Source organism: Flavobacterium sharifuzzamanii, assembly GCF_003254585.1.
GTDB classification, from domain to species: domain Bacteria; phylum Bacteroidota; class Bacteroidia; order Flavobacteriales; family Flavobacteriaceae; genus Flavobacterium; species Flavobacterium sharifuzzamanii.
On record NZ_QJGZ01000037.1, the window covers coordinates 290,677 to 313,032 of the forward strand.

General features: G+C 33.4%; 19 protein-coding genes. 6 read left to right on the forward strand and 13 right to left on the reverse strand.

All coding sequences use genetic code 11. From position 1 onward, the window contains the following. Positions 1–80: 80 nt before the first annotated feature. From DMA14_RS09915 to DMA14_RS09950, 8 genes are all read right to left on the reverse strand, one after another. On the reverse strand, positions 81–767 hold the full coding sequence (locus tag DMA14_RS09915; protein WP_111424521.1) for an SH3 domain-containing protein: 687 nt from the start codon (positions 765–767) through the stop codon (positions 81–83). A 6-nt stretch (positions 768–773) separates the two neighbouring features. Then, the gene (locus DMA14_RS09920) at positions 774–1,196 is read right to left on the reverse strand and encodes a hypothetical protein (protein WP_111424522.1); all 423 of its coding nucleotides are present in this window, start codon (positions 1,194–1,196) and stop codon (positions 774–776) included. Positions 1,197–1,290: 94 nt separating this feature from the next. Then, entirely contained in the window at positions 1,291–3,534 is a 2,244-nt protein-coding gene (locus DMA14_RS09925) for a multicopper oxidase family protein (RefSeq protein WP_111424523.1), read from the reverse strand. Positions 3,535–3,847: 313 nt separating this feature from the next. Beyond that, the gene (locus DMA14_RS09930) at positions 3,848–6,394 is read right to left on the reverse strand and encodes a heavy metal translocating P-type ATPase (protein ID WP_111424524.1); all 2,547 of its coding nucleotides are present in this window, start codon (positions 6,392–6,394) and stop codon (positions 3,848–3,850) included. 311 nt (positions 6,395–6,705) lie between these two features. Next, positions 6,706–7,266, reverse strand: a complete 561-nt coding sequence (locus DMA14_RS09935) for a helix-turn-helix domain-containing protein (protein ID WP_111424525.1) — start codon at positions 7,264–7,266, stop codon at positions 6,706–6,708. 2 nt (positions 7,267–7,268) lie between these two features. Further along, complete coding sequence (locus tag DMA14_RS09940; protein ID WP_111424526.1) at positions 7,269–7,796, reverse strand: DUF3347 domain-containing protein; 528 nt, start codon at positions 7,794–7,796, stop codon at positions 7,269–7,271. A 99-nt stretch (positions 7,797–7,895) separates the two neighbouring features. Continuing rightward, entirely contained in the window at positions 7,896–8,219 is a 324-nt protein-coding gene (locus DMA14_RS09945; RefSeq protein ID WP_238989942.1) for a hypothetical protein, read from the reverse strand. Positions 8,220–8,322: 103 nt separating this feature from the next. Further along, positions 8,323–9,156 (reverse strand): AraC family transcriptional regulator, encoded by an 834-nt coding sequence (locus DMA14_RS09950; protein WP_111424528.1) that lies wholly within the window; start codon positions 9,154–9,156, stop codon positions 8,323–8,325. A 103-nt stretch (positions 9,157–9,259) separates the two neighbouring features. Between DMA14_RS09950 and DMA14_RS09955 the strand changes: the two genes are divergently transcribed. The 4 genes from DMA14_RS09955 (at position 9,260) to DMA14_RS09970 (ending at position 17,730) form a co-directional block, all read left to right on the forward strand. After that, positions 9,260–10,426 carry an MFS transporter gene (locus DMA14_RS09955; RefSeq protein ID WP_111424529.1) on the forward strand — a complete coding sequence of 389 codons (1,167 nt, stop codon included), beginning with the start codon at positions 9,260–9,262 and terminating at the stop codon, positions 10,424–10,426. A 629-nt stretch (positions 10,427–11,055) separates the two neighbouring features. Then, positions 11,056–14,301 (forward strand): SusC/RagA family TonB-linked outer membrane protein, encoded by a 3,246-nt coding sequence (locus DMA14_RS09960; protein WP_111424530.1) that lies wholly within the window; start codon positions 11,056–11,058, stop codon positions 14,299–14,301. Between the two features lie 17 nt (positions 14,302–14,318). Next, positions 14,319–16,121, forward strand: coding sequence for a RagB/SusD family nutrient uptake outer membrane protein (locus DMA14_RS09965; protein ID WP_111424531.1), 1,803 nt, complete (start codon positions 14,319–14,321; stop codon positions 16,119–16,121). A 37-nt stretch (positions 16,122–16,158) separates the two neighbouring features. Next, a complete protein-coding gene (locus DMA14_RS09970) occupies positions 16,159–17,730 on the forward strand; it encodes a DUF5123 domain-containing protein (RefSeq protein ID WP_111424661.1) in 1,572 nt (523 codons plus the stop codon). A 155-nt stretch (positions 17,731–17,885) separates the two neighbouring features. Here the strand turns inward: DMA14_RS09970 and DMA14_RS09975 are convergent, their stop codons facing one another. Genes DMA14_RS09975 through DMA14_RS09990 form a run of 4 tightly spaced genes read right to left on the reverse strand, consistent with a single transcriptional unit; the run spans position 17,886 to position 20,244 of the window. Then, positions 17,886–18,458 (reverse strand): pentapeptide repeat-containing protein, encoded by a 573-nt coding sequence (locus tag DMA14_RS09975; RefSeq protein ID WP_111424532.1) that lies wholly within the window; start codon positions 18,456–18,458, stop codon positions 17,886–17,888. A 28-nt stretch (positions 18,459–18,486) separates the two neighbouring features. After that, positions 18,487–18,696, reverse strand: coding sequence for a hypothetical protein (locus DMA14_RS09980; RefSeq protein WP_317047253.1), 210 nt, complete (start codon positions 18,694–18,696; stop codon positions 18,487–18,489). Between the two features lie 40 nt (positions 18,697–18,736). Next, positions 18,737–19,678 carry a helix-turn-helix domain-containing protein gene (locus DMA14_RS09985; RefSeq protein ID WP_238989943.1) on the reverse strand — a complete coding sequence of 314 codons (942 nt, stop codon included), beginning with the start codon at positions 19,676–19,678 and terminating at the stop codon, positions 18,737–18,739. A gap of 2 nt (positions 19,679–19,680) precedes the next feature. Further along, positions 19,681–20,244 carry a DUF6642 family protein gene (locus DMA14_RS09990; protein ID WP_111424533.1) on the reverse strand — a complete coding sequence of 188 codons (564 nt, stop codon included), beginning with the start codon at positions 20,242–20,244 and terminating at the stop codon, positions 19,681–19,683. A 172-nt stretch (positions 20,245–20,416) separates the two neighbouring features. On the opposite strand from DMA14_RS09990, the gene DMA14_RS09995 reads away from it, so the two are divergent. Further along, entirely contained in the window at positions 20,417–21,022 is a 606-nt protein-coding gene (locus DMA14_RS09995) for a 5'-methylthioadenosine/S-adenosylhomocysteine nucleosidase family protein (RefSeq protein WP_111424534.1), read from the forward strand. Between the two features lie 52 nt (positions 21,023–21,074). Next, the gene (locus DMA14_RS10000; protein WP_111424535.1) at positions 21,075–21,590 is read left to right on the forward strand and encodes a hypothetical protein; all 516 of its coding nucleotides are present in this window, start codon (positions 21,075–21,077) and stop codon (positions 21,588–21,590) included. Positions 21,591–21,697: 107 nt separating this feature from the next. On the opposite strand, the gene DMA14_RS10005 is transcribed toward DMA14_RS10000, so the two are convergent. After that, positions 21,698–22,354: a hypothetical protein gene (locus tag DMA14_RS10005; protein WP_111424536.1), complete on the reverse strand. Its 657-nt coding sequence runs from the start codon at positions 22,352–22,354 to the stop codon at positions 21,698–21,700. Positions 22,355–22,356: the final 2 nt, after the last annotated feature.

Below are 22,356 nucleotides of genomic sequence, written 5' to 3' on the forward strand. Positions count from 1 at the left end.
TGGTAAACCAAATATAAACGGATTTTATATTACGTAAGAATATTTTTATTGTTAATGTTTTGATAAAAGTGATTCAGACACTAAAAGCCATAAGCAACTTTACGCTCTTTATATTGGCCTTTTTCTATAACCCAAGCCAATTCATAACTTCCAGCGCCATCACTATTGCTTGAAGAAATATATAAAGCGTTAGAGTTTTTGTCATAATTTATTTGGGTTCTAAAAAGATTTGGTTCAAATAAATCCTCGAAAGCATTTTTAGGAAGTTCAATGGTTTGAGATCCTATGGTTATCGTTATGGATTTAAAAGTTGTTTTAGGAATTTCTCCGTCAGTTCCCCAGAAATGCTTCCCGTTAATTTTTTCTACGATCGATTTACTGTCTTTAAAATAGCTGAGTTTTGCAGTATTTGATTGGAAATTTTTACTTTCAATACTAATAGTAATATCAGCTTTCTGGAAAACAACTTTCGTTTTAGTTTCCTTTACTAACGGAATTTTCTCGAAATCTGATAAATACTTAACTCTGTCTTTATATAAATAACCACTTAAATCTTTATTGTTTTTTGAATAATCTATATTGATCCAATTTTTTGCAGGTTCAAAACAATACACCACAAAACCATTTTTTAATTGGTCTGAAATATTGTTTCCTATTGAAGCTTCAGTTCTAATATTTACAAATCCGTCATTGTCTTTTATTACGGCGAATTGAGCGAAGGCACTTATTGTTGAAAGTATTATAAATAAGAGAAATATTTTCTTCATATTAGTTTAGTTAAAAAAATTGTCGTCAATTTCAATGTTTAAAGATTTCAAAATTATGCCTTTATAATTTTCTTTTAGTAATTTATGTATTGCTTGCTGTGATTTGAAAATGATCTTATAATTATCATTTTCAATTTCAATGCTTTTAATAGATTTGCTAATTTCACTAATATTTTCATCGTTCCATCTTCCTCTTCCAAAATAAATATAACCTTCTTTTTCTTCAGGATTATGAGGAACTAAATTAAAAACAATTGAATCTCCTTTTTTCATTTCATCCAATTGATCGTTTTTCACTTGCGGATTTATTATCAGTTTTACTTTGACATTGCTTTCTCCTTTATTAGTAAACGAAACACCTTGTGATGGATCACAGCTTGTTAAAGTTATTCCGAGAATTAGAAGAAGTAAAAAAGATGTTTTTCTCATGATTATTGATTTTAAGAAAACTAAGATAAAATTTATTTGATTACTTAGAATTCTTTTCAATGAACTTAAATCACTTATATGGTTGAAAGAAAAATCAATAATTCAAACTAACCCCAAAACCAATTCCCATATCACTGTCGTAATGTGTTGTGATTCCAAAGTTTCTAGCTACAATATATTTTAAGCCAGCCATATATTCCTTATCAGTATTCCACATTAAATTCATTCGGAGTCTTTGAGATAACGGAATATCTTTTCGTTCAAATTGTACTCTTACGTTTCCATCTGTATACACCTCAACTTGTGCTTTTATGAGCATTGGTAAAGTATACTCGATACCGGCACTAAAAACCGAACGATTGTCTTTCGTATTACTTTGTCCAAACAGATTTTGTTCTTGTTCGTCTATTCCCATTTTTCGGTAGCGCCAGTCAAAACCAATAAAAGGCATTAACCATTGATTTTTTCCGATGTAACGACCAATGTGAGTTTCAGTTTCATAACCGTGTTTATCGTTATAACCCAATCTCCATTCGGTTCCAATACTCCAACGTGTGTTGCTGAACATTGCTTCACCATCGTTTCCATTCGTAGCAAAATCATTTTCAGCCATAAAATGAAACATTCGATCGTCCATTTTTAGCATTTTAAAAGCCATTTCAGGATGATGAATTAACGGATTTGGTGCTGAATTTTCGTAAGTAAAAATTCTTCCCATTCCAGCCATCATGTGATATAAAATATGACAGTGAAAAAACCAGTCACCATCTGCATTTGCCTGAAACTCGATCGTATCAGTTTCCATTGGCATAATATCAATTACATTTTTTAGTGGAGAATAATCGCCATGTTCATTCAGGATTCTAAAATCGTGTCCGTGTAAATGCATCGGGTGGCGCATCATCGAACCGTTGTATAAAACAATACGAACGTTTTCTCCTTTTTTAATTAAGATTTTATCGGTTTCAGAAACCACTTTATTATCCAAACTCCACACGTAACGATTCATATTTCCAGATAGAGTGAAACGCAATTCTTTTACAGGCGCATCTTTTGGAAGATTAGTTTTAAACGGAGATTTCAGCATTCCATAATTCAAAGTCACAATCTCGGAGGTTTCAGTGCTGTCACTTTCCATTTTCATGTTTTCCATATTATGATTCGAATGATCCATCGCAGGTTTTGCATTCTCATCTTCACCAGAAATTTCAGGATACATTACGGCGTTCATGTCCATTTTATTCAAAGACATATTCATGCCCATGTCGTTCATTTCGCCATTCATTTTCATCATATCATTCATCATTTTCATTCCTTCAAAATATTTTAATTTCGAAAGATGATGAACAGGCTGTTTCTCTCCACTTCCTAAAAACAAAGACGCAGATCCCGTTCTGTCTTCGGCTGTAGCCAAAAAAGCAAAAGATTTATGGTCTTCTGGAACGGTAACGACAACATCATAAGTTTCAGAAACGGCAATTATTAAGCGATCCACTTCTACTGGTTCGACATCGTTTCCATCGCTGGCCACAACGGTAATTTTTCCTCCGCCATAAGTCAGCCAAAAATAACTGGAAGCACCCCCGTTGGCAATTCGCAATCGTACTTTTGAGCCAGGTTTAAGATCTGAAAACTGCTGTTCATTTTTCCCATTGATGAGAAATTTTTCATAATAAACATCGCTGACATCCATTGCGTTCATTCGTTTCCATTCGTTGGTCACTTTGGTCGAAAAATGTCCTTGTTTTACAGCTTCGGCATAACTTTGAGTCGTTCCTTTTTTTATGGCAAACCAATCATTGGCATTGTGCAGCATTCGCTGAATATTCTCTGGTTTAAGATCTGACCATTCGCTTAAAATAACTGGAATTGTTGGCAAATCGTCAATGCCACTTCTAATTGTTGAATCGTCTTTTTTCTTATTGATGATAAAAAGTCCATATAAACCAATTTGTTCTTGTAACCCCGAATGACTATGATACCAATAGGTTCCGTTCTGAATAATCGGGAAGGTATATTTATGAGTTGTTCCAGGTTCAATCGGCATTTGCGTAAGATATGGAACTCCATCTTCTTTATTTGGAAGAAACAATCCGTGCCAGTGCATCGAAGTACTTTCCTTTTTTAATTCGTTATGGACATAAATTTCTGCAATATCGCCTTCGGTAAAAGTTAGAGTTGGCATCGGAATTTGTCCGTTCACAGAAATTGCACGTTTTTCTTTACCCGAAAAATTGACAATCGTATCACGAACATGCAAATCGTAACGCACTACTTTTTGAGCCTTTAGCTGAAAAGCAATTAAAAAAAGGATAAGGATATATTTGATCTTAATCATTAGATTATAATTTTAAATAAATTGAGCACAATTTAATTTTGTTAAGCTCCAGCGGAGCGAAATATTTATAGAAATTCAATTCCGTTTATATAAAAGAGCTCCAGCGGAGCGAAATATGTGGTTAATGTAAAAAAGATGTCGCTCCGCTGGAGCTTTACTATCAATACTAATACTATATCTATAAATATTTCGCTTCTCCGAAGCGTATTTTTTTGTCTATTTTTTTTCGCACAGCGTCATTTAAATTAGTGAACGCCTTTTTTAATTGTCTACTAAAAATGTTTCTATGTGTTTAAAATAATTTCACTCCAAGTTATAGTTTTAAATTTCTCAATCGCAAAGCATTTACGATTACGGATACAGAACTCAAACTCATTGCTACAGCAGCCAACATCGGCGAAAGCAATATTCCTAAAAATGGATATAAAATTCCTGCTGCAATTGGCACGCCTAAAGTGTTATATATAAAGGCAAAGAATAAATTCTGTTTGATATTTGACATTACAGCGTGACTTAGATTTTTAGCTTTTACGATTCCATTTAAATCGCCTTTTACTAAAGTAATTTTAGCGCTTTCGATTGCAACATCTGTTCCCGTTCCCATTGCAATTCCGATGTTGGATTGAGCCAAAGCTGGCGCATCATTGATTCCATCACCGGCCATTGCAACGATTTTTCCTTGTGCTTGAAGACGTTGAATTTCTTTTAATTTATCTTCTGGAAGACAATCTGCTTTGAAAGAGCTTAAATGTAAATGTTCAGCAACGGCTTTTGCGGTATTATGATTATCACCCGTCATCATGATAACCTCAACCCCTTGAGCGATTAATTCTTTAATGGCTTTTGCGCTGTTTTCTTTGATGGCATCGGTAATGGCTACGAAGCCTAAAACGCTTTTTTCAATGGCGATGTATGAAATAGTTTTTCCTAAATTCTGTTCAGAAATTACTTTTTGTTCTAAATCGGTAGAAACAGAAGCACCAATTTCGTCCATTAATTTTTTGTTTCCTAAAGCGACATTTATGTTTTCTATAGTTCCAAAAACACCTTTTCCTGCAATGGTTTCAAAACCATGAACTTCTTTCAATGAAGTATTTTTTGCTTTCGCGAAATTGACTACGGCTTGTGCCAAAGGATGTTCGCTGTGCTGATTTAACGAAGCAATGTTTTGAAGCAGGAAATCTTCGTCATTATTTATGGCATAGATTTTTTCTACAGATGGTTTTCCTTCGGTAATTGTTCCTGTTTTATCGGTAATCAAAACATCAATTTTATTCATGTTTTCCAAGGCTTCGGCATTTTTGATCAGAATTCCGTTTTGTGCTCCTTTTCCAACGCCAACCATAACCGACATTGGAGTTGCTAGCCCAAGTGCGCAGGGACAGGCGATAATTAAAACCGCAATTGCGTTGATCAATCCGTAGACATAAGCAGGTTCTGGACCAAATTTTGCCCAGACAAAAAAGGTTACAATCGAAATGATAACTACAGTTGGAACAAAATATTTAGAAACTCTATCAGCTAATTTCTGAATTGGAGCGCGAGATCTGCTCGCATCATTTACCATTTGGATAATCTGTGAAAGCATCGTCTCTGAACCGACTTTTTCGGCAATCATTACAAATGATTTTGTTCCGTTTATTGTTCCAGAAATCACTGCATCACCTATTTTTTTATCTACTGGAATTGGTTCCCCAGTAATCATAGATTCATCAATGCTACTTTCGCCAGTTGTTATTTTTCCGTCAACCGGAATTTTTTCTCCGGGTTTTACACGAAGTAAATCGCCTTTTTTGATATTGTGGATTGAAATAACTTTATCAATTCCATTTTCAACCAAAGTTGCTTCTGTTGGTGCTAATTTTAATAATTCTTTTATTGCTCCGTTGGTTTGTCCGTGTGCTTTAGCTTCTAATAGTTGTCCCAATAAGACTAAAGTGATAATTACCGTCGCAGCTTCAAAATACAAATGAATCGTTCCGTGATGGGATTTGAATTCGGATGGAAAAATATCAGGAAAAAACATTCCGACAATACTAAAAAGGAAAGCGACACTTGTCCCTATTCCTATTAAAGTAAACATGTTTAAATTCCAAGTTACAATTGATTTGTATGCACGAACGAAAAACATCCATCCTGCATAAAACAAAACGGGAATCGAAAATAAAAGTTGAACCCAGTTCCACTTTTCAATAGACATTATATTATATAATGGATTATTGGGAATCATTTCTGACATCGAGATAATGAAAATTGGAAGCGTAAACAAAATCGCGATTTTCATCTTTCTCAATAAATCAGTGTAGGTTTTGTTTTCTTCACTTTCTGAAGCCTGCATAGGAACTAGGTCCATTCCGCAAATCGGACAATCGCCCGGTTCGTTTGAAACAATTTCTGGATGCATTGGACAAGTAAATTGTGTTGCGGTTACGGCAACTTGGGGAACTAAATCCATTCCGCAGACTGGGCAATCTCCAGGTTTGTTGTATGTTTTATCACCTTCACAATGCATTGGACAATAATAAACGCCATTTGCACTGTGCTGGTGTACTTTTTTGGTTTCTGATTTATGATGATCATGATTGTGAACATGGTGTTCTTTTTTATGACTAGAACAGCAAGATTTAACGGCAGTTTCTCCATGATTTTTAGGAGAATCCATTTCAATAGTATATTTTCCAGCTGCAGATAAAACTTCCTGAAACTTTTCAGTAGGAACGTGCTTATCCATCGTTATGGTAGCTGTTGGAGGATTTAAAGTTACTTCCGCCTGAACGCCGTCAACTTCATTTAAAGTTTTTTCTACTTTTTTACGGCAGCCGTCACACGACATTCCTGAAATTATATATTGATGAGTCATTGTATTGGTTTTTAAGTATTACAATGCAAATTTCCGAAGTAAGTCTGAGTTAGGTTTGTAGAATTTTGGGAATGATTTGTAAGATTTACGAAATGCTGCTTTTTAACGCAGAGAGCGCTAAGGTTTACGCAAAGTACACGAAGGTTTTTTTTAAGATTAAAAAGTTCTCAAAGCTTTGCACATAAAAAGTTAGCCACAGATTAAAAAGATTAACACAGATTTTCAAAAAATCCTTCTAATCCTTTTAATCTGTGGCTAAAAACTTTGTGTGCTTTGCGTAAACCTTAGCGCCTTAGCGGTTAAATCAAAAACTACAAATTCTCGATCTGAATACGCATTTTATCTTTTGATTGTTTGAATGAAGTAGGGGTAAAGCCTGTAATTTTTTTGAATTGATTGCTTAAATGCGCCACATTGCTGTAGTTGAGAATATCGGCAATTTCACTTAAAGAAAGCTCATTATATATCAATAATTCTTTTACTTTTTCAATTTTCTGGCTAATAAAATACTTTTCGATTGTGGTGTTTTCGATTTCAGAAAATAAATTGCTCAGCGAATTGTAATCTTGATTTAAGTTTTCTGAGAGATATTCTGATAGGTTGATTTTGAGATCATTGTTTTTGTGATGAACCAAATCGACGATTAGGTTTTTTATTCTTTCGACGGTTTTTGTCTTTTTATCATCGATTAAATCAAAACCTAAATCTTGAAGATTTTCTAATAAAACTTCCTTTTGTGTATCATTGATTTCTTCTTGTAGCTCAACTTCTCCTAATTCTACAGAAATAGGTTGAAGTCCGAGTTTTTCGAACTCGGACTTCACTACCATTTTGCATCGGCTGCACACCATATTTTTGATGTAAAGCTTCATATTTATTTGATCGTTTCTACTACATTTCCGCAAGTCAGCATAGAAGAACCATAATACGGATTCTTAACTGCTTTTTCTTTGCTTAACCAATCAGCGTCTGCCATTGGGCAATATTGTTTGTAGATTGGTTCACCTGGGCTTGAAACTTTTATTAAATCGTAAGTGCTTTTAGACAATGATTTAAAAGTCTCACGTTGTTTTTTAAGATCTGTTGTAGTTGAAATACTTTTGGCATCGGCAGTTAATTTCTTTACCACTTTCATCCAAACAGTATGTTCGTTGCTTTTTAATTTGTCCATTTTTACGGCAGTAATGGCAGTCAATAAAGTTGCAGCTTTTGCCGAAGTTAATTTGCTGTCACTTTTAATAAGCGCATCTTTTACAGAAAAATAAGCATCATAAACAGATTGTAATTGAGAATCTGCAATTTCAATTTCTGTTATACCAGAATTATTCGTTTTTGCCTGAATCGTATTTGCAGTAAATAATACTGTTACTGCTATTGCTAAAGCTATAATTGATTTTTTCATTGTATATAATATTTGGTAAAGGATTTTTAATTCCTTTAAAATTAATTAAAAAATTTGATTTTAAAAAGACCCAATATGGGCTGTCACAAATACAAACAATTATATTTTTGGCTTCAGCCAGATAGAAGTAAATCCTGAAGAAATAGTAGAATTACTATAAGAGGAAATTGTGTTTTTTAAAGAAAAATTGAAAACATCATTTGGCAAATCAAAATCATTTGAAATCAAAAGAAGGTTTAATGTTGAGGTATTACAGCCTGCGTGACGGCACTTTCCTTCGCAATTATGTTTTTCTTGCTTTGAAGTTTTCTTTTCGCAGCATTTTTGAGAACAGCTTTTTTCTTCTTTAACGGCAATTTCTTTTGAGTTTCCAGTATGGCATGCGTAAGTATAACTCGGGTTCAAAAAGAAACTAAGTGTCATAAAAAGCATTATTATGTGGATTTTCTTGATCAAAGAAATTGTTTTTAGAAATACAAATTTAGCTAAAAATGTTCGAGGAAATAACTTTTTAAGATTTCGCTAACTAGAGTTTTTTGAAATCTGTTGGTTTCATGTTTCTGCGTTTTTTAAAATAGTTGGTCAAATGACTTTCATCTGTGAAGCCAAACTCGTAGGCAATTTGTTTAATGGGCAATTGATTATTGTGAAATCTTTTTTCGATTAAAGTCAATCTTAAATTATGAATGTATTCCCGATAACTAATGCTGAAAGTTCTTTTAAAATAGGCGCTAAAATAAGTTTGAGCGATATTAAAATGTTCTGCAATTACTTTTATCTGAACCAATTTTGGCTGATAAATATTCTGATGTATATAATTTGCAATTTGTTCATTGTCTAGATGTTTTGATGTCATCTGTAGATTCATACATCGAATGGTTTCTTTTATCAACCCAAAAATGGAAAGTATCTGATAGAATACAATAGGAGAAGAAGTCACATCAATGTACTTTCCATATGTTACAATGTTTTCAACTGTATTCTTTAGAATAGTTTTGCAGGGTTCATCAAATTTTAAAACAGTTTCTTTTAAAATCTTATCGCGCATGAAACTTTCTGGCGTGTGAATTAAAAACTCGTCACAGGTAAGATTTTGTTTTGAGTTGAAATAATTGTCTGTGAATTTTATAAAAATAAAACGTGTGCTTTTTTTGATATCAAAATAATGTTCGTCATCAGGTGAAATCACGAAAAGATCTCCTGCTTTATAATGGAGCAGATTGTTATTTATATGATGAATACCGCTTCCTTTCTTGATATATATGATTTCGTAATACGTATGCGTATGTGGAGGAAGATGAAATTTTTCTTCCTCAAATTCGTCAAGAACTAGAGTTTTAAACTGATTTAATTTAGGCATAACTTAATTATACAATTTTATGTCACAAATATACAAGTTTTAATTCGCTTAACAGTGTTAATTTTGCCTCGTAGAAATCTATTCCTTTCTACATTAAATCAAAATGAAAAAAAGTCTTATTGCACTCTCTTTAGGAGGGTTAACTATTGGAATTACAGAATTTGTAATGATGGGATTACTCCCAGATATTGCTTCAGATATGAAAGTTTCAATTCCGGTTGCTGGATATTTAATTTCGGCTTATGCACTTGGAGTTGTTATTGGAGCGCCTTTGTTAGTAATCGCAGGAAGAAATTATGCACCAAAAAAAATGCTTTTAATTTTAGCTTTAATGTTGGCAGTTTTTAATTCATTGTCCATTATTGCTCCCGATTATAATATCTTATTTGCTTCTCGTTTTCTTTCTGGTTTGCCGCATGGAGCATTCTTTGGAGTGGGAGCGGTAGTCGCAAGCCGTTTGGCTGATAAAGGAAAAGAAGCACAGGCAATCTCAATTATGTTTGCCGGCTTAACTATCGCTAACTTAATAGGTGTACCGATTGGAACTTATATAGGACATCATTTTATTTGGCGTTATACTTTTGTTTTAATTGCTTTTGTGGGATTATTGACGTTGCTGGCTATTTATTTCTGGATGCCGAACTTAGAAAAAGGGGAAAGCGTTAACATGAAAACACAGTTGCAATTTTTTAAAAGAACAGAAGCTTGGCTGATTATCGGAATTACGGCAATTGGTTTTGGAGGTCTATTTGCTTGGATCAGTTATATTGCGCCTCTTTTAATTAATGTATCGAAGTTTTCGCCAGAAGATGTTTCATCTATCTTGATTTTAGCAGGATTAGGAATGGTAGTTGGTAACTTCGTAGGAGGAAAATTGGCAGATCGTTTTTTACCAGCTCCAACAACGCTAGCTTTATTGCTTGTTATGTCTACCGATTTGGTTTTGGTTTATTTCTTTTCATTCAATCAATATATTTCGTTGTTTTTGACTTTCTTGACTGGTGCTATTTCATTCTCGGTAATTGCGCCAATTCAGATGCTGATGATTCGCACTGCAAAAGGAGCAGAGATGATCGCTTCAGCTTCTCTTCAAGGAAGTTTCAATATTGGTAATGCTTTAGGGGCTTTTCTAGGTGGATTGCCTTTGGCAGCAGGATTCAGCTATTCTTCTCCTAATCTTATCGGAGTAGTAATGTCGGTTATCGGAATGATTATTACATTCATATTGATGAGATTACATCAAAAACAGGTTCAAGTTCAGCCGATATAAATCTAAAATATTTAAATTTTCAAGCCCTTAACTTTTGTTTAAGGGCTTTTTTTATGCTTATAAAGACACAAGCTTATGGTCAAAATTACTTTTTCTTTTCTTCAATTGATTTTATTTATAGGTAAAATCATTATAAAATTTAAGGTGTAAATAGAATTTTTCTAATTTTTTTTAGCTTGACTTTAACTTTTTAAGTGTAAAAATAACACCTGATAATTTCGTAATTAATATTCATGTAATCGATTGTTTTTTTTGCAATAATCGAATCAAATGAACGATTAATAATAATATTTTTAATATTTTAAAGTGATATAAATTATATATGTTACATAAAAAAGCAATAATAATTTTCATATATAGTTTATTTTAGGATTTTTTTGGGAAATTTTATTTTTCGTTTAAAAAAAATATCTATGTTTGTGTAATCGATTACAACTTTTTTTCACATCGTTCGAAATCGATTAAGTTATGAGAAGGAAAAATGAAGCTTGAATAAAGTTTTGTAGAAGAGATAAATAAATTACTGTTAAATAAAAACCACAAATATTAACTATAAAATGAATTGAAAGTAACCACAAAAAACCACTTAAACCAACTAGAAAAAACATTAATAACTTAAACAATCAACCATGAACTTTAAAGAACTATTAAACAAAGGAGCAAATTTTTGCTTTAAACTTGTTTTCTTACTGTGCTTATTGATCGGTAGTCAAGTACACGCGCAGGGCACAACGATAGAGGGAACCGTGAAGGATGCTGCGGGACTTTCTCTTCCTGGGGTAAACGTCTTAGAAAAAGGAACTAAGAACGGAACTTCTACCGATTTTGACGGGCATTACAAAATAAAACTGACGAATCCGAAAGCAGTATTAAGTTTTTCATTTATAGGTTTTCAGAGCATTAATGTTCCAACAGACGGAAAGACTAAAGTAAATGCAACAATGATTGAAGATTCTAATAACTTGAATGAAGTTGTTGTAATTGGATACGGAACGGCTAAAAAATCTGATTTAACAGGTGCTGTGTCAACTATTTCAGGATCTGATTTGAAAAAGGTACCAGTTGCAAATGTTGCTGAAGCTTTAACAGGTCGTATCGCGGGTGTACAGGTAACTGCAGCTGAAGGCTCTCCAGATGCAGATATAAAAATTAGAGTTCGTGGAGGTGGTTCACTTACTCAAGATTCTTCGCCATTGATTATTGTAGATGGTTTTCCTATCAATAATATGAATGATATTTCTTCATCTGATATCGAAACAATGACTGTTTTAAAAGATGCCGCTTCAACTGCAATCTACGGATCACGAGGTGCAAATGGGGTAATTCTTATTACTACAAAAAGCGGAAAAGATGGGAAAATGGCTGTAAACTTTAATATGTTCTATGGTATGAAAACGATGGCTAAAGATATTGATGTTTTGTCGCCTGAGGATTATACAAAATGGCAATATGAATATGCTTTACTTTCTCAAAGTGGAACAAAGGTACCTACTAATCCAGATTCATACACTAAGTATTTTGGAAATTGGGAAGATCATGACATGTACAATGGTTTAAAAGGAGATGATTGGCAAAAACAAATCTTTGGACGCACAGGTGAGGTGCAAAGCCGTGATTTAGGAATTAGAGGAGGAACTGATAAGCTTAATTATAATTTTAATTATGCTCACTACGATGAAAAAGCTATCATGGTAGGCTCAGACTACAAAAGAAATAACTTAGCATTAGCTTTAAAGAGTAAACTAAATGATAAAATTGATGTTGCTTTTACAATGCGTTATTCAGATACAGAGATTGATGGAGGTGGGGTAAATGAGCAAAATGAGAAATCTTCGTCGGATTCTCGTATGCGTACTGTTGTAGGCTATGCGCCACTTCCAGTACCAGGTCTAACGTCTGGTGATACTACTGGAGACGGAACAGATGTGTTGGTAAATCCTTTTATAGCAATATCAGATAATAACGCTCAGCAGTTTCGTAAAAACTTTAATATGTTAGGAAGTTTTGGATGGGAGATTGTAGATAATTTAAAACTGAAAGTAGATTTAGGTCTAGATAATTCTAATATTACAGATTATCGTTTTTATGGTCGATCAACTTATTATGTAAATAATGCGCCAACCGCTGTATTACAAGGTTTGCCTGCAATGATTATGTCAGATGCTAAACAGGAACGCTTTAGAAATGCAAATACGCTAAATTACGACTTCAAAAAAATAATGGGAGAAGATCATCATTTGACTGCTCTTATTGGGGAGGAAAGCATTACATATAGCACAAATACTTTAACAAATACGATACATGGATATCCTAGTTTTTTTGATTTTGAAAAAGCAAAAACTCTAACGACACAAGGGACTCCTCAAGCAGTAGATAACTATTATAGCCCTGATGACAGATTATTATCTTTCTTCGGACGTGCAAATTATGATTACAAAAACCGTTATATCCTATCTGCCACATTTCGTGCAGATGGATCTAGTAAATTTTTAGGAGCGAACCGTTGGGGATATTTCCCAGCTTTTGCAGCAGGATGGAAAATGTCAGAAGAAAATTGGCTAAAAAATAAAGCTTGGTTAAGTCTTTTAAAATTAAGAGCAAGTTATGGTGAAGCAGGTAATAATAATATACCTGTTGGACAGCAAATTCAAATTTTCCAGTCGACACCAACAACATGGATTAATGGAGTTACTAGTGTTTGGGCACCTTCTAAAACAATGCCTAATCCTGACTTGAAATGGGAAACGACAGTTACTCAGAATATTGGTTTAGATTTTGCATTTTTCAAAAATCGCTTAAGTGGTAATTTTGATATCTACAAAAACCTAACGAACGACTTATTGCTTAATTTCCCAGTTTCAGGAGTTGGATATGATTTTCAATACCGTAACATGGGACAAAATCAAAACAAAGGTTTCGAGGCTACTATAAACGTTGTTGCAATTGAAAAAGCTAAATATGGATTGAATTTTTCATTCAATATGTCAGTAAACAAAAATCGCATTAACTCATTGGGTATTATGAGTGACTTTGGACAAGCTACAGGATGGGCTTCTTCGCAAATTGGAGATGATTATCTTATCGCAGTTGGTTCTTCGTTAGGAAGTATGTATGGCTACAAAAATGATGGAAGATATGAAGTTTCAGACTTTGATTATGTTGGCGGAAAATATGTTTTAAAAAGTGGTGTAGTTAATACTTCTACTTCTTTAGTTGGTGATGGAAGTGGTCTTAAGCCTGGAGATATGAAACTAAAAGATATTAATGGAGATGGTAAAGTTGATATTAATGATAAAACAGTTATTGGTCATTATAATCCTAAAAGTTCAGGAGGTTTTGTTATTAACGGTAATGCTTATGGCTTTGACTTAATGGCAGCTTTTAACTGGAGCATTGGTAATGATGTATACAACGCTGATAAAATTGAATTTTCGACAGCTACTGCTTCAGGAGAATATAAGAATTTAAATTCTACAATGGCAGATGGAAAAAGATGGACTAATTTGGATCCTGCAACTGGTCAATTAGTAACGGATAATCCTGAAGCTTTAGCAGCTCTTAATGCTAATACAACTATGTGGTCTCCATACATGAGACAAGCTATCTTTACTGATTGGGCAGTTGAAGACGCATCGTTTTTAAGATTAAATACTCTGACATTAGGGTATTCAATGCCTGAGATGTTTACATCTAAACTTGGAGTTTCTAAATTGAGATTTTACTTGACAGGAAGCAATATTTTTGTTTGGACTAATTATTCGGGTTCAGATCCAGAAGTTTCAACAAAAAGAAAAACTCCACTTACTCCGGGGGTTGATTCGAGTCCTTATCCAAGAAGCAGACAAATGATTTTTGGTATGAATCTTAATTTCTAATTTAAACGATTACAAAAATGAAACATAAAATAATAATAGCGGGATTGATCATTTCGGGTTTATTTAGTTCTTGCCAGCAATTTGAAGATGACTACCTAGATACGCCTGCAAAATCAACATTAGATACGCCTTTAATTTTCTCGACTGTCGAACTTGCAAAAGGAGCTGTTGATGGAATAAAAGTGCCATTTGCTGAAACAAACTCTTATAGAGGTAGATTTTTGCCTTATTACGGATTAAATACTGACGTTGAATGGTTAAGTGCTTCACAAACAGCAGGAGACAAAGCAGATCTTTGTGTTTATGATGCTAAGCCAACCAATACCGAAATGAATACTACCAATAATGCCTATGCCATGATGTATTTGGGTATTGAGCGTGCGAATATTTGTATTCAAGGTTTACGTCAATATGGAAATCCAACACCAGGAACAGAAATGGGTCAGTTGTTAGGAGAAGCTTTAACGCTAAGAGCAATTTATTATGCTGACTTACTTAAATCTTGGGGAGATGTTCCAGCTCGTTTTGAACCTATAACTACAGCAACTTTATATTTACCTAAATCAAATAGAGATATTATTTATAAGCAAATAATTGCAGATTTAGGAGAAGCTTCAACATTGGTTGCTTGGCCTAATGAAACTTCTTATACAAGTACAGTAGAACACGTAAATAAGGCTTTTGTAAAAGGATTTAGAGCGCGTTTGGCTCTAGCAGCAAGTGGCTACCAGCAATATCCTGACGGAGTGAGAAGAAGTAATGATCCAGAACTTTCAGTGGCTTCTATGTATGCATTGGCATTGAGAGAATCTCGTGAGGTAATTCAAAGTGGTTCTGCTCGTTTAGAATCTACCTTTGAAGGATTATGGAGAAAATACAACGAAGAAGTTACCACAGCAGGTGGAGAATCTCTTTGGGAACTTCCTTTTTCTGATGGACGTGGTAGAATGTTGTTTACGTTTGCCGTAAGACATACGGCTGCTGCTGACCAATTTCAAGCTAATGGTGCTAACCGTGGAGGCGTAGCAGGTCCGTTGCCATTTGTTTTCTACGACTATGATCAAGCTGATGCACGTAGAGATGTTACTTGTGTGCCTTATAAATATGGTGCAGCAGTTAATGGTATTGCAAAACAAGAACTAGGTTCTTTAGATACTTGGTACTTTGGTAAATATCGTTACGAATGGATGAAACGTTATGTGACATCTACAAATGATGATGGAGTGAATAAAATGTATATGCGTTATGCTGAGGTACTTCTTATTGCTGCTGAAACTGCAAACGAATTGGAAGGGCCAGGTGCAGCGGCTCCTTATTTAAAAGAAATCCGCAGAAGATCATTTGCTTCAACTGCTCAGGCTGTAAAAGTGGACGCTTATGTAGATGCATTAACTAGTAAAGAAGCAATGTTTAACGCCCTTGTTTTGGAAAATAAGTACGAGTTTACAGGAGAAATGGAGCGTAAACAAGCGCTTATCCGTTGGAATTTGCTTAAAGTAAAATTAGATGAGGCAAAACAAAAAATGACAGATCTATCAGCTCGCTCAGGAGCTTATGCTGATGTACCAAAAACTTTGTACTATAAATATAAATCTGACAATGTAAGTTTAGATATTTATGGACTTAATAGAGGAGAAACGACAGATCCAGGAGTATTATATTCATCTACTTCATGGACTTGGACAGGAACAGCTGCTGATGCTAAAATAGCTTCATTATACAAGCCAGGGGTTAATCCTGATAATAGACAATTTTGGCCAATATGGCAAGTGTTTATTGATGCAAGTAATAACCAGATAAAAAATGATTACGGTTACTAAAATCTTTCAAAAAACTAATAATAAATTAGACGTTATTATGATGAAAACAATAAATATATTTAAAGGATTAATAACCGTGTTACTTCTTTCGATAGCCGTTTCAAGCTGTGAAAGTTATAATGAGGCGTTATTAGACGGTATAGGAAATACAAGAGAGTTTTCTCCAATTGGACTTAAAGCTACGATTAGAAATAAAACTATAGTTGAGTTAAATTGGACGGTTAAAAAAGGTGAAAATGCAGATCATTTTGTTGTAGAATTTAGTGCCGATGATCCTAGCTTCTCTACAATTTATAAAACCATAAATGTTGCGCCTTCTGAACTTCCTATACAAGTACCTCTAGAGGGAGAAACAGTTTATTCTATTAGAGTAAAATCTGTTACTTCGGGATTAGAAGATTCAAAATGGTCAGTTATAACTGCTACGACATTATCAGAACAAATAATGTTTCCGGTTCAAGATGCAGATATTGAAGCAACTAAAGTTACATTAAGATGGGTTCCAAATAGCTCTGTGACACAAATTACTGCAATGCCTGGAAATATCGTACATACTATTACAGCTGCTGAAAAAACAGCTGGAGTAGCTACTTTAACAGGCTTAACACCTGAAACTGCTTATACAGCAATTTTATACAACGGTACGAAGAAAAGAGGTGATGCAACATTTACAACAGGAATAGATATTGGAACAGGAATATTAGTTAAATTAGGAGATGATGTGCTTCAAAAAATTGCTAGTGCACCTTCTGGATCTGTTTTAGTTTTCATGCCGGGTGATTACACAGCTCAAACAGGAACAATAGCGGTAAATAAAACATTAACATTAAGAGGATTGAGGCCAGGTGATAAACCAAAACTTAAGTTTAATTTCACTCTTGCTAACAACCCTAATAATGCAAGTGAGGTAGTTAATTTCTCTTTAGTTGATATCGATTTAAGTGGAGCAGGAACAACTGGTGGTGCAATTGCAATTAGCTCAGCAGCTACAACACAATTAGGTGATGTTTTAATTAGTGGTAGTTACGTTCATGATTTCCCATCTCAATTAATGTACGGAAATGCATCTGCAAAATTAAAATCGTTCACTGTAGATAATAGTATTATTAAAAATGTAAACACCGCTTCTGGTGCTGATTTTATTGATTTCAGAACTACTTATGTAGCAACTGTATCTTTAACAAAAAGTACATTTGACACTTGTTCATCTCGTGATTTCATACGTCTAGACGCAGCAGCAGGACTAACAGGAACAGGCTTAACAAGTAATGTGTTAGTTGATGGATGTACAATTTATGCTCCGACACTTCCAGCTGCAAGTAGAATCTTGTATGTGCGTTTTGTTACAAATGCTTTAATAGTGCGTAATACGATATTAAATGTTGGATCAGCAGTTTATACAAATACTACTGCAACTGCTGTTCCTACGTTCTCAAATAATAATAATTTCAATTCGCCTAATTTACAGATTACAACAGGAAACAATAGACCAGATGCTTCTGCAACTGTATTAGATCCTCAATTTACAAGTGCGACAACAGGTGATTTTACTATTAAGAATCAAACATTAATTGATAGAAAAGTAGGAGATCCACGTTGGATAAAATAAAAAATCGTGGTTGATTAAATAGAAAAAGCGGGATACAATTTATTTTGTAATCCCGCTTTTTTAGTTTTCAGTCGCGGTTCCGGTTTTCAGTTTCAGTCTTCAGTAACAATCTTCATGCATGGGGGTAGCTGAAAACTGAGACTGAAAACTTATAACTACTCAATAGATAAATCAAATTTTTCCAATAAACCTGCAAGTGCCGTATGCGAAACCTTTGTTCCTTTAATTTTATTTTCTGATGGATCAAATGCATAATTTCGGGAAGTTCTAAAATCGGTTTTCTCCAGAATGCTTTCCACGAAAGTGGCACCAGAAAGATCACAGTTTTTAAAAATGGCCAGCGATAAATCGGTGTTCGAGAAATCAGTTTCTTTTAGAGAACAATCGGTAAAGTTGGTTTTCTTTAGCTTCTTGTAAATGAAAGTAGAATAGTCTAGGACGCAATCTTCGAAATTCATAGAAAACAAAAAACTATTGCAGGCGCTAAAGTCAAGTCCCATTAATTTACAGCCAATGAATTTGATGTTTTTCAATCCCGTATTTTTTAAAACAGCCAATGATAGATTGCAGTTTTTAAAAGTAGAATCCATAAAGTCATTATGGCTCAAATCACTTTTAGAGAAGTTGCAATTAATGAATTCGCAGTTTACAAATTCGGTATTAGCCAAACTTTGATCCGAGTAATCAATCGTTTCAAAAGTTCGGTTTTGGTATAATTTTGATTCCATATAAAATTTTAAAAAGGCGTGTAAGGTTTTATTCTAATTCGATGCAATCGAAAACAGAATTGTTTTGAAGTAAAGCTGTAACATTCAATTCGCTATCCACCCGTAAGATATTATCGCAATCTTCAAGGTCGAAATTCCATTGAGATTCTGGTAATAATTGATTTAGTAATTCAGAAGCCGATTCGAATTTGGTCTGATTATCAACGGAAGTTTTAAAAACATAAATCATAGTTTGCATTTTTGAGGAAGCAAATTTCTGAAAAACGTCCATATATTTGTTAGGATTCTTTAATCAATAATTGGGACTTATCAATCATTTTTCGGTATCGAATGGGAGAGATTCCTTCTGTCTTTTTGAAAAAACGGCTAAAGTAAGATTGATCTTCAAATCCTACTTGCGCTGCGATTTCACCTACAGATAGAGTAGTTTGAAAGAGCAGATATTTAGCTTCTAGCAATATGTTTTCATCAATCCATTTAACAGCAGATTTCCCTGTGATGGTCTTGACACATTTATTTAAATGGTTTGGAGTAACATTTAGTAGAGAAGAGTAATAATTTACCTGATGCTGGGTTTTTATATGATCATGAATCAGCTCTTTAAATTTCGCTGTGATTGCTTCTGCTGCCGAAATATTTTTAACAGGTTTCACCGCATTTTTATTCATCTCATAAAATAGCGTAATCAGATAAGATTGCACAATATTCAAATCTGCAATTGTAGTTTCTGAATATTCCTTTTTCAATCTTTCAAAAATATTTGTAATGGGTTCAATATCTTCGGGAGCCAGTTTGATTTTCGGATTTCCAGAAATTTTCAGAAAATCAAAATCATTCAGTAATTCACGACTGCCATATTTTCTAATTAAAATGTCGGGATGAAACTGGCAGATATAACCTTTATGAATATTATTGACATTGTCAAGCGAAAAAATCTGACCTGCCGGAACCATAATCATTTCCTTATAGGTCGTAATATATTCCTGATAGCCCAATTTCATAACATGCTGACCAGAAGAAATAAAAATTAAAGTATGGCAAGAATGTTTAGAAGGCGGAACAGGATGCTGCATTTGCATCATTTCTTCGATTTCAAGACAGAAAAAATGATCCGAATTCGATTTAAAAAGTAAATGAATAGGATTGTCTTCACCTAAAAATTTCTCTCGAAATCCTTTTGGGCCATACGTTTTTATTTTCTCTGCCTGCTTCTTTTTCATTTTTAATAATATAATCTAAAATCAAGCAGTTTGCAGAGATTGTAATGTTTGGCATAAAGATCTTCAACGACTTCGATCAAATTATCATTTTCCTGATACAGACTAAAAAAAGCTTTGTCAATTGTACTGCAGCTTGCAATTTTATTATAAGTAGAACCATAGCCAGAAATTGCTCTTGCGCCAGTTATATCTAAGAAATATTGAGCTTCTTCTTCGTTTAAATCTAGAACCTTAAGATTGGCAAAATGAATGATTTTACCTTTCATTTTTCCCTCAAACAATTCGGCAATTTCTTCAATGCTGTAATAATAATCGTGAAGACAGATATTGTTTTCCTGACCTGGCATTGCTAGATAAATAATCTCATAATCCTTGAAATTATGATCTTCATAAAGCAAAATATTCAGACTTTCTTCTAAACCTTCAATTGTGTCGCAAGTTTTATGAATGCTTGAAATACCTTGGTCGATAGCCAATTCTTCCAGACATTTTACCACATGTGTCGGGGTATGATCTTCTATATCTTTAACGCCTTCAAGGCAGAAAATAAATTTTTCATTATCCATGCAGTTATTCTTTCTGGTTTTAAACTCTTTTAGTGGTTTTAGCAAAAGTATTTTTTAAATCATAAAATCCAATAGAGAAAACAGACTTTAACGTCTTTTTTTGATTTTAAGTTTAGGTTACAGTAGCGTAAATTTTAAAGCGTATTTTTGTAAACCGAAAATATAGTTACACATGATACAAATTAACCAAACGGCATCATTTGCTGTTGAAGATATATTATTCTGTTTTGCTCTCGAATCTGAAGCGGCGGAAGTTTTTAAAGGCCACAATGTCTTATTTACCGGAATCGGAAAAGTAAATGCAGCTTACGAATTGACAAAAGCCATTCAAAAGAAAAAGCCGTCTGTAATTATTAATTTAGGTTCTGCGGGAAGTAGCTATTTTCAAAAAGGTGACGTGGTCTGCTGTACCAAATTTGTACAAAGAGATATGGACGTTCGCGGTTTAGGATTTGCTCTATACGAAACACCACTTTCTGGTTTGCCGCCAGTTTTAGAATATGGTTTATTAATGGACAATCTTCAAGAAGGAATTTGCGGAACTGGTGACAATTTCGAAATGGAACATCGTTCAGACGCTTACAACGTTGTTGATATGGAAGCTTACGCTTTAGCCATGATTGCCATGAAAGAAAATATTCCGTTTTTAAGTTTAAAATATATTTCTGATGGAGCCGATGATAATGCTGCAGAAGATTGGACGGTTCAGGTTCATAAAGCAGCAATTGTTTACGGCAAAATTTTGGGATTGATAAAAGAATCAGAAGCCATTTCTTAGTTGAAATGGCTTTTTTTATTTAGATTGCAGACACAGAAACAAATAAATAATTATGGAAGATTTTATTAATGAGATTTTAGGGGATGATCGTGAAATAGTTGAAAAAGTAGATTTTAATGATTTTGTTTTTGTTTTTTTTAAGCCCAAAGGGTATAGCAATCCATACAAGGATGAAAGACTAAATTTAATATCAAGTTCAGGGCCATTAAAAATAAATATAAAGACAATGGAATATGAATTTACTCATATATATGAGTTTTATTCGGAATATGGAGATAACGAAATAATTTTTCCAAAAAAAGATGAAATTGCTCTTGATTGGGGTGAAGTTCTCTGCAATATTAAAATGCGGAAACGTTTTAATTCTGAAGACTTTTTTTTACTATTAAAAAATTATAATCTACCTCTTGATAGTTTTGATATTTATAGTATTAATAGTCAAGATACTATTGAGATTGAAATAAAACATGATGAAGCTGTTAACTTTTTAATAGAATTTCTCGAGAAAAATAATGGCAATTATATAAAAAAACACAGCAATCATTTTCTCATACAATTAGAAATCTAATTTTTCAGTGATAACAAGATGAAGAAAAAAAGCAACACGAGTATTTCTAACTCGGCGTTGCTTTTTTATTTTAACAATTTTCGAAGCATGTATCAAAATTGCGTGCTCTAACTCATTTTCCGTAACTTTTTGAAATCTTCCCACAATTGATTTGTTTTTTCTTGATTAGGAATACCTCCACTTCCGCTTCTTATGCATATTTCATCTATGTATTCTAAAAAATCATAATCTAATGAGGGTAAGCGAAAATCGGTCTGTCTTTTGATAGGTAGATTATCAACTTCAATTGTCGACATTTCTCCTTTATAAACATGATTTCCTCTTAATAGAATTTTTATAACAGGTTCATAGGGATCAGGAAGATTTTGATATTTTTCGAAACTTGGTGAATTTTTAAATATTTGCCAGTAAATATATAGGTAAACATATATATACTCAAAACCTCGATATTTACTATTTAAAATAGTTATATCGTTAAGATAATTAACTCTAAAATCTTCTAAATCAATTAAATTATTTTTGAACTCTGGAGCTAGCAAATGAAATAAATTGTGTCCATCTTTTGTTTTATAAATGTTAATTAGCCATTTTTCTTCAATTCCTAATGCAACATACCACTCATACATTTTTGATAAATAATCTTTATATAGAAGAATGCCAGAAGTGTTTTTGTTTTTTTGGACTTCAATTATTTGAGATTTTAATTCCGCTAATTTTATATTAAATATTTCTGTTGCTGTCATTTTATTTAATTGATTTTTCATTT

What these genes read in the sequence shown, in the direction of transcription:
- DMA14_RS10000 (WP_111424535.1), top strand. Translation starts at nt 21,075, where the DNA reads ATGGAAGATTTTATTAATGAGATTTTAGGGGATGATCGTGAAATAGTT.
- DMA14_RS09930 (WP_111424524.1), bottom strand. Translation starts at nt 6,394, where the DNA reads ATGACTCATCAATATATAATTTCAGGAATGTCGTGTGACGGCTGCCGT.
- DMA14_RS10005 (WP_111424536.1), bottom strand. Translation starts at nt 22,354, where the DNA reads ATGAAAAATCAATTAAATAAAATGACAGCAACAGAAATATTTAATATA.
- DMA14_RS09925 (WP_111424523.1), bottom strand. Translation starts at nt 3,534, where the DNA reads ATGATTAAGATCAAATATATCCTTATCCTTTTTTTAATTGCTTTTCAG.
- DMA14_RS09965 (WP_111424531.1), top strand. Translation starts at nt 14,319, where the DNA reads ATGAAACATAAAATAATAATAGCGGGATTGATCATTTCGGGTTTATTT.
- DMA14_RS09980 (WP_317047253.1), bottom strand. Translation starts at nt 18,696, where the DNA reads ATGCAAACTATGATTTATGTTTTTAAAACTTCCGTTGATAATCAGACC.
- DMA14_RS09915 (WP_111424521.1), bottom strand. Translation starts at nt 767, where the DNA reads ATGAAGAAAATATTTCTCTTATTTATAATACTTTCAACAATAAGTGCC.
- DMA14_RS09955 (WP_111424529.1), top strand. Translation starts at nt 9,260, where the DNA reads ATGAAAAAAAGTCTTATTGCACTCTCTTTAGGAGGGTTAACTATTGGA.
- DMA14_RS09975 (WP_111424532.1), bottom strand. Translation starts at nt 18,458, where the DNA reads ATGGAATCAAAATTATACCAAAACCGAACTTTTGAAACGATTGATTAC.
- DMA14_RS09940 (WP_111424526.1), bottom strand. Translation starts at nt 7,796, where the DNA reads ATGAAAAAATCAATTATAGCTTTAGCAATAGCAGTAACAGTATTATTT.
- DMA14_RS09950 (WP_111424528.1), bottom strand. Translation starts at nt 9,156, where the DNA reads ATGCCTAAATTAAATCAGTTTAAAACTCTAGTTCTTGACGAATTTGAG.
- DMA14_RS09990 (WP_111424533.1), bottom strand. Translation starts at nt 20,244, where the DNA reads ATGGATAATGAAAAATTTATTTTCTGCCTTGAAGGCGTTAAAGATATA.
- DMA14_RS09985 (WP_238989943.1), bottom strand. Translation starts at nt 19,678, where the DNA reads ATGAAAAAGAAGCAGGCAGAGAAAATAAAAACGTATGGCCCAAAAGGA.
- DMA14_RS09920 (WP_111424522.1), bottom strand. Translation starts at nt 1,196, where the DNA reads ATGAGAAAAACATCTTTTTTACTTCTTCTAATTCTCGGAATAACTTTA.
- DMA14_RS09945 (WP_238989942.1), bottom strand. Translation starts at nt 8,219, where the DNA reads ATGACACTTAGTTTCTTTTTGAACCCGAGTTATACTTACGCATGCCAT.
- DMA14_RS09995 (WP_111424534.1), top strand. Translation starts at nt 20,417, where the DNA reads ATGATACAAATTAACCAAACGGCATCATTTGCTGTTGAAGATATATTA.
- DMA14_RS09960 (WP_111424530.1), top strand. Translation starts at nt 11,056, where the DNA reads ATGAACTTTAAAGAACTATTAAACAAAGGAGCAAATTTTTGCTTTAAA.
- DMA14_RS09970 (WP_111424661.1), top strand. Translation starts at nt 16,159, where the DNA reads ATGATGAAAACAATAAATATATTTAAAGGATTAATAACCGTGTTACTT.
- DMA14_RS09935 (WP_111424525.1), bottom strand. Translation starts at nt 7,266, where the DNA reads ATGAAGCTTTACATCAAAAATATGGTGTGCAGCCGATGCAAAATGGTA.